A 7,240-nucleotide genomic window follows, 5' to 3' on the forward strand; every position below is an offset into this window, starting at 1 on the left:
GTCCATGACGCCCTTGTGCCCGAGGCGGTCGTTGCCATGGGTCGCCGCGATGCCGAGCGCCTGCCGGTCGGAAAGCGCAAGGGCTGCCACACCAAGAGCCAGGCTGAGATCAATGCGCTGCTGGTCGAGCTTGGCCGTGAAGGCAAGCGTGTCGTGCGGCTGAAGTCTGGCGATCCGCTGGTGTTCGGCCGGGCCGGCGAAGAGATGGCGGCACTTCGCGACGCCGGCATCGCCTATGAGGTGGTCCCGGGCGTCACCGCGGCCTTTGCCGCCGCCGCCGATTTCGAACTGCCGCTGACCTTGCGCGGTGTCTCCTCGTCGATGGTGTTCACCACCGGCCACGACCTCAAGGGCAATTCGCTGCCCGACTGGGCCAAGCTCGCGATTTCCGGCGCTACCGTCGCCGTCTATATGGGCCGCTCGGTGGCGGCCGAGGTTGCCGGACGGCTGATCGAGGCCGGCCTGTCGCCGGACACTGCGGTGGCCGTGGTCGAGAATGCCAGCCTCGCCAACCGGCGGCGCTTCCACGGCACGCTTGCCGACCTGCCGTCGCTGGAAGCGCGCGCCGATCTTTCCGGCCCAGTCATGACCATCATCGGCGATGCGGTCGCCGGCGCCAACTTTGAACGGTCCGAGCCGCTGGCGGCACACAGGCATGAAGGCGCGTCCAGTTCGGTCGCCGAAGGAGTTCAGCAATGAAGATACTGACCGCCAACCGCCTCACCGACGGCATCGCCGTCTGGTACGCCGATGGCGGCTGGGCCGAGACGGTGGATCATGCCGACCTCGCCCATGACAAGGCAGCCGATGACAGGCTCGAGGCGATCGGCGCCAAGGCCTATGCCGCCAACGAAGTGGTCGACGTCAATTTGATCGACGCCGAAGTCGTCAACGGCGTCGTCCAACCGGTGCGGCTGCGCGAGAAGATCCGCGCCGCCGGCCCGACCATCCGCAACGATCTCGGCAAGCAGGCTGCGCGGGCAGCATAACCAAGACACCAGGCATGGGCGGACGCGCCCTGAAAGACCAAGCATGTACCGTTACGATGAGTTCGACCACGATTTTGTCCAGGCCCGCGTCGCCGAGTTCAGCGACCAGGTGCAGCGCCGTCTTGCCGGCGAGATCACCGAGGACCAGTTCCGGCCATTGAGGCTGATGAACGGCGTCTATCTGCAGCTGCATGCCTACATGCTGCGCATCGCGGTGCCCTATGGCACGCTGAACGGCAAGCAGCTGCGCATGCTCGGCCACATCGCCCGCAAATACGACAAGGGCTACGGCCATTTCACCACGCGCCAGAACATCCAGTTCAACTGGCCGGCGCTGTCGGACATTCCGGCGATCCTGGCCGATCTCGCAAGCGTCGAGATGCACGCCATCCAGACCAGCGGCAATTGCATTCGCAACGTCACCGCCGACCACTTCGCCGGCGCTGCCGCCGACGAGGTCGCCGATCCGCGTCCCTACGCGGAAATCCTGCGCCAGTGGTCATCGGTGCATCCGGAATTCTCGTTCCTGCCGCGCAAATTCAAGATCGCGGTGACGGGGGCCGAGCGCGACCGCGCCGCCATCCAGACCCACGACATCGGCCTGCACCTGAGGAAGAACGCCGCCGGCGAACTCGGTTTCGCCGTCTATATCGGCGGCGGCCAGGGCCGCACGCCAATGGTTGCCCGCAAAATCCGCGACTTCCTGCCGGAAGCCGACCTTTTGTCCTACTGCACGGCGATCCTGCGCGTTTACAACCTCTATGGCCGCCGCGACAACAAGTACAAGGCGCGCATCAAGATCCTCGTCCATGAGACCGGGGTCGAGGAGATCACCCGCCAAATCGAGGCCGAGTGGCAAGAGTTGAAAGACGCCCAGCTGAAGCTGCCGGAAGCCGATATCCGCGCCATCGAGGCCTATTTCGCGCCACCGGCACTCGCTGAGCGGCCGGAAGGCGACCAGGCGGTCAAGCTGGCGCGGCTCGATTCCAAGGGGTTCTCGGAGTGGCTCGACCAGAATGTCGTGACGCACCGCCATCCCGATTATGCGGCTGTGACGATCTCGCTGAAGGGCATCGGCGAGGTGCCTGGCGACGCCTCGGACAGCCAGATGGACGCAATCGCCGGCATCGCCGAGACATATGGCTTTGACGAGCTGCGTGTCAGCCATGAGCAGAACCTGATCCTGCCGCATGTGGCCCGCGCCGACCTCAAGGCGGTCTATGATGCGCTGGTCGGCATCGGCCTGGCGACGGCCAATTCCAACCTGATATCGGACATCATCGCTTGCCCGGGCCTCGACTACTGCGCGCTGGCCACGGCGCGCTCGATCCCAATCGCGCAGGAAATCTCGCGCCGCTTCGCCTCGCTTGAGCGGCAGCGCGAGATCGGCGAACTGAAGCTGAAGATCTCCGGCTGCATCAACGCCTGCGGTCATCACCATGTCGGCCACATCGGCATCCTCGGCGTCGAGAAGAAGGGCTCCGAACTCTATCAGGTGACGCTGGGCGGCTCGGCCGACGAGAACACCTCGGTCGGCGAGATCATCGGCCGCGGCTTCTCTTCGGAAGAGATCACCGACGCCATCGAACAGATCGTCGAGACCTATCTCGGCCTTCGGCTCGACCCACAAGAGAAATTCATCGACGCCTACCGCCGAGTCGGTCCCGCGCCGTTCAAGGAGGCGCTCTATGCTGGCGAAGCCAAGGCCGCTTGACCGTATTGGAGACGTCGATGACGGCATCGCCGCCAAAGCGGCAGGGCTCGACGCGCTCTATGGTCATCTGAAGCCGCTCGAGATCATCGAACGCTCGGCCCGCGAACTGTTCCTCGACGAGATCGCGGCGGTGTCGTCGTTCGGCGCGGATTCGGCTGTGCTGCTGCACATGATCGCCAAGATCGACCGGACGCTGCCGGTCATCTTCCTCGACACCGGCAAGCATTTCGAGGAGACGCTCGGCTATCGCGATGCGCTCGCCGCCGATTTCGGGCTGACCAACATAAGGGTGATCAAACCCGAGGAAGCAGCACTCGAACGGATCGATCCGACGGGCAATCTGCACCAAAGCGATACCGATGCCTGCTGCGACGTGCGCAAGGTGGAGCCGCTGGCGCGCGGTGTCGCGCCATTTCGTGCCTGGCTCACTGGCCGCAAGCGTTTTCAGGCCGCGACGCGGGCAGCGCTGCCGGTGTTCGAGGCGGTCGGTCCGCGCATCCGCATCAATCCGCTGGCGCATTGGACGACATCGGACCAGGCCGACTATATGCGCGCGCATGCGCTGCGCGAAAATCCGCTGGTCGCTTATGGCTATCTGTCGATCGGCTGCTTCCCGTGCACGCAGCCGGTGCAGCCGGGCGAGGACGCGCGCAGCGGCCGCTGGGCCGGTCATGCCAAGACCGAGTGCGGCATTCACCTGTCGGGGCTGGAGAAGTCGCTGACCGACGCATCCCTTTAGGATATGCTGATATTCAGGTAAGGCTGGCCTGCAAACGGCGGCTTCCTGCGCTTCCGGTGCTCACGTACTTCAAGTATGCTCCGCTCCGGTTCTCGGAAGCCGCCATTTTCGGCGCAGCCTGACCTGAATCTCAACACATCCTTGGTTTCGTTTGACTGTTTAGGAACTTTTTGATGACTGAACCGACGACACCGGAGACCCGGCTCTGGACCCCTGCGGGTTTTCAGGAGGATGAGTGGACGCATGCCGAAAGCGCCGATGCGCTGTCCGGCAACGGCCGCTTCATCCTGCCGTTGCAAGTCTTCCTCGATCTCGATCCGGAGGTGCGCCGCTCGGCCAAGGAACGGCTCGGCGTCCTGCTGCAGCCGGGTGATCAGCTCGAGAAGGTCGCCGACCTGCTCGACCAGCTGTCGCTGGTGGCGCTGGCCTTTCCGGCCTTCAGCGACGGCCGCTCCTTCTCCAAGGGAGAGCTGCTGCGCGGCCGCTACCATTTCGAAGGTGCCGTTCGCGCTACCGGCCAGGTGCTGGTCGACCAACTGCCGCATATGCTGCGGCTGGGCTTCGACGAGTTCGAGATATCGAACCCCGTGCTGTTGAAGCGCCTGGAGGAGGGCCGCACCGGCGGATTGGGGCTCTACTACCAGCCAGCCGCCGTGCCGGAACCAAAAGGCCCGAAATACTCCTGGCGGCGCGTTCGCAGCGGCTGACGTTGCGGTAATTCCGCGCGTCTTTACAACGCCCCCTGTTCAAGCCTTCTCTTGAGCTTCCGGATGGAAAATCCGGAATGATCGGGGAGGGTCTTCATGCGTTACGACTATGTCATAGCCGGCGCTGGGTCCGCCGGCTGTGCGCTTGCCGCACGGCTTTCGGAAGACCCCTCGAAAACGGTCTGCCTGATCGAAGCTGGCGGCGAGGGCAGGGATATGCTGATCCGCGCTCCGGCTGGCATTATCGGTATGCTTTCCGGCCGGCCCAGGATCAACAATTGGGCCTTCGAAACCGTGCCGCAGCAAGGTCTTGGCGGCCGCAAGGGCTACCAGCCGCGCGGCAAGGCGCTGGGCGGCTCCAGCGCCATCAATGCGATGCTCTATGTCAGGGGCCATCGCAGCGACTATGACGAATGGGCCGATCTGGGCTGTGAGGGCTGGTCATGGGATGAGGTTCTGCCCTATTTCCGGCGCGCCGAAGGCAATGAGCGCGGCACTGATGCCCTGCATGGCGGGGACGGCCCGTTGAAAGTGTCGAACCAGCGCTCGCCGAGGCCAATCGCCAAGGCCTTCATAGAGGCTTGTGCCGAAAACCAGATTCGCGCCTTGGACGATTTCAACGGACCGGAACAAGAGGGCGCCGGCTATTTCCAGGTGACCCAATTTGCCGGTGGCGCCCGTAATGGCGAGCGCTGTTCGACTGCCGCCGCCTATCTCCATCCGGTGATGCAGCGGACCAATCTGACCGTGATCACGCGGGCGCACGCCACAGGCATCGTCCTTGACGGCAAGCGGGCCACCGGTATCCGCTACCGGACACGCAAAGGCGAGGCAGTGGCGCAGGCGTCGTGCGAGGTGATCCTGTGTGGCGGTGCCTTCGGTTCGCCGCAGTTTCTGTTGCTGTCGGGTATCGGCCCGGCGGCCGAACTTGCCGTGCATGGCGTTCCCGTCGTCCACGAATTGCCGGGCGTCGGCAAGAACCTGCAGGACCACCTCGATTTCATCGTCGGCTGGAGATCGAAGGACACCGATATGCTTGGCATGAGCCCGCGCGGCGCGTTGGGTTTCCTACGGCATATCGCGCAGTGGCGGCGGGATGGGACCGGGCTGATCGCCTCGCCGGCGGCCGAGAGCGGCGCTTTCGTCAAATCCGACCCGGCGCTTGAGCGCCCTGACCTGCAGCTGCAATTCGTCATCGGGCTGGTCGAAAACCATGCGCGCACGCTGCACTACGGCTTCGGCTTCTCCTGTCATGTCTGCATATTGCGGCCGCACTCGCGTGGCGAGGTTGGGCTGGCCAGCGCCGATCCACTTGCCGCGCCGCGCATCGATCCGCGCTTTCTCAGCGACCAGCGCGATGCGGAGCTGCTGTTGAAAGGCGTGAGGATCACCCGGCAGGTGCTGGCTTCACCGGCGCTGACGCGCTACCGGCACAAGGAAATGCACATCGCCGGCGAGCCAAGCGATGCCGATCTGATGACCCATATCCGTACCCGCGCCGACACGGTCTATCACCCGGTCGGCTCCTGTCGGATGGGCGTCGACGAGATGGCGGTGGTCGATCCGCAACTCAAGGTGCGCGGGCTTGAAGCCTTGCGTGTCGTGGACGCCTCGGTGATGCCGACACTGATTGGTGGCAACACCAATGCGCCAACCATCATGATCGCCGAAAAGGCCGCCGACATGATCAGGGCTGCCTGGTAGGAGCTCCAGGCGCGGTGCCTATAGACTGGCGGTCGTTTTACTTTTCTTGGTTTGACGCAATTGCCCCAGGGAAAACGCTACGCGCTTTCCCTGGAAACCGTTCACCACTTCTGCTGGAATTGCTTAAGCCGCCGCCCGTGCCTCGCGGAACGACACCAGCTTGCGGCGGTTCTCGTCCCACAACGCCAGTTTAACGCAGCGCAGGCTTTCCAGCAGCGTGACACGGCCGATGTCGCGCAGCTCGGGATAATCCCGCAGCACTTCCTGCAACCGGTAGCACGGCACCTTGGCGGAGAGGTGATGGACGTGATGGACACCGATGTTGCCGGTGAACCAGTTCAGCACCGGCGGGAGGTCGTAATAGGACGATCCGTGCAAGGCGGCGTGCTGGAATTCCCAGTCGACATCCTTCGCCCATTCCGTTTCCTCGAACTGGTGCTGGACATAGAACAGCCAGATGCCGGCCGAACCGGCGAGGATGACGATCGGCAGGTGGACCACCAGGAACGCGCCGGGACCGACGAACCAAATGAGGATGGCTGCTGCGACCGCGATGCCAAGATTGGTGGTCATCGACGACACCCAAGGGGTCAGGCCGCCGCGCATCATGCCGACGGGCAGCCTTTGCTCGAAGATGAACAGCCAGATCGGACCGAGCCCGAACATCACCAGCGGGTGGCGATAGAGACGATAGGCAAGGCGGCCTCGCCACGACATCTGCCGGTATTCTGCAACGGTCAGCGTCCGGATGTCGCCCATGCCGCGTTCGTCAAGATTGCCGGCGCTGGCGTGGTGGGTCGCGTGGGCGCGCCGCCAGCAATCGTAGGGCGTCAGCGTCAGGATGCCGAGCGCGCGGCCGATCCAGTCGTCCGCGTAGCGATTGGCGAAGAAGGAGCCGTGGCCGCAATCGTGCTGGATCATGAAGATGCGCACCAGAAACCCGGCCGCGGGAAGGATGAGGATCAGTCCCCACCAATGGCCATAGGCATAGGCCGCCGAGGACAGGCCCCAGAGCATGGCGAATGGAATGAGAGTGATGGCGAGTTCGACGGTGCTGCGCCGCCTGTCAGGCTTCTTGTAGCGGGCGAGAATCTTCAGCCAGGCGCGCTTGCTGTTGGCGACCGTCTCAGGGGAAATCATGTTCATCAGGAAGCATAGGCGGGGTGCCTCGCCGCCGCAAGGCGACATCACGCAAAATTACTGTGCGTAATTGTCGCGTGGCCCGGCGGTCGAGCCAGCCAACCGCCGGTTCGACCTGCTGATGATTCTGAGCGTCGGTTTTCCGCTGAGGTCGATCGCTATTCGCGATCGAGGATGGGACAGCCGCGCTCGGTGCCAAAAGTCACGCGCACGCGGTCGCCACCCTGTCTGCCGCGGACTGTGATCT

7 protein-coding genes are annotated in these 7,240 nt (G+C 64.0%); 6 read left to right on the plus strand and 1 reads right to left on the minus strand.

All coding sequences use genetic code 11. The features are described from left to right. The 6 genes from cobA to EN884_RS19060 all read left to right on the plus strand — a co-directional run. Positions 1-699 (plus strand): uroporphyrinogen-III C-methyltransferase (cobA, locus tag EN884_RS19035; protein ID WP_128360677.1); only part of this gene is annotated, 699 nt, incomplete at its 5' end. Next, the gene (locus tag EN884_RS19040) at positions 696-989 is read left to right on the plus strand and encodes a DUF2849 domain-containing protein (protein ID WP_013529562.1); all 294 of its coding nucleotides are present in this window, start codon (positions 696-698) and stop codon (positions 987-989) included. The genes cobA and EN884_RS19040, both read left to right, overlap by 4 nt. 43 nt (positions 990-1,032) lie before the next feature. Next, positions 1,033-2,703, plus strand: a complete 1,671-nt coding sequence (locus tag EN884_RS19045) for a nitrite/sulfite reductase (RefSeq protein WP_063169017.1) — start codon at positions 1,033-1,035, stop codon at positions 2,701-2,703. Continuing rightward, positions 2,678-3,442, plus strand: a complete 765-nt coding sequence (locus EN884_RS19050; protein WP_024502838.1) for a phosphoadenylyl-sulfate reductase — start codon at positions 2,678-2,680, stop codon at positions 3,440-3,442. The genes EN884_RS19045 and EN884_RS19050 overlap by 26 nt, the downstream gene beginning before the upstream one ends. A 173-nt stretch (positions 3,443-3,615) precedes the next feature. Further along, a complete protein-coding gene (locus EN884_RS19055; RefSeq protein ID WP_063169016.1) occupies positions 3,616-4,149 on the plus strand; it encodes a DUF934 domain-containing protein in 534 nt (177 codons plus the stop codon). Positions 4,150-4,245: 96 nt separating this feature from the next. Continuing rightward, entirely contained in the window at positions 4,246-5,853 is a 1,608-nt protein-coding gene (locus tag EN884_RS19060) for a GMC family oxidoreductase N-terminal domain-containing protein (RefSeq protein WP_063169015.1), read from the plus strand. Positions 5,854-5,976: 123 nt separating this feature from the next. Here EN884_RS19060 and EN884_RS19065 read toward each other — a convergent pair whose 3' ends face one another. Further along, a complete protein-coding gene (locus EN884_RS19065) occupies positions 5,977-6,999 on the minus strand; it encodes a fatty acid desaturase (protein ID WP_063169014.1) in 1,023 nt (340 codons plus the stop codon). Positions 7,000-7,240 lie beyond the last annotated feature (241 nt).

The organism is Mesorhizobium sp. M7A.F.Ca.AU.001.01.1.1, assembly GCF_004022735.1.
Classification (GTDB): Bacteria; Pseudomonadota; Alphaproteobacteria; order Rhizobiales; family Rhizobiaceae; genus Mesorhizobium; species Mesorhizobium ciceri.

Excerpts from the sequence above, each read along its gene's own strand:
- EN884_RS19065 (WP_063169014.1), bottom strand. The coding sequence starts at position 6,999 with ATGAACATGATTTCCCCTGAGACGGTCGCCAACAGCAAGCGCGCCTGG.
- EN884_RS19055 (WP_063169016.1), top strand. The coding sequence starts at position 3,616 with ATGACTGAACCGACGACACCGGAGACCCGGCTCTGGACCCCTGCGGGT.
- EN884_RS19040 (WP_013529562.1), top strand. The coding sequence starts at position 696 with ATGAAGATACTGACCGCCAACCGCCTCACCGACGGCATCGCCGTCTGG.
- EN884_RS19045 (WP_063169017.1), top strand. The coding sequence starts at position 1,033 with ATGTACCGTTACGATGAGTTCGACCACGATTTTGTCCAGGCCCGCGTC.
- EN884_RS19060 (WP_063169015.1), top strand. The coding sequence starts at position 4,246 with ATGCGTTACGACTATGTCATAGCCGGCGCTGGGTCCGCCGGCTGTGCG.
- EN884_RS19050 (WP_024502838.1), top strand. The coding sequence starts at position 2,678 with ATGCTGGCGAAGCCAAGGCCGCTTGACCGTATTGGAGACGTCGATGAC.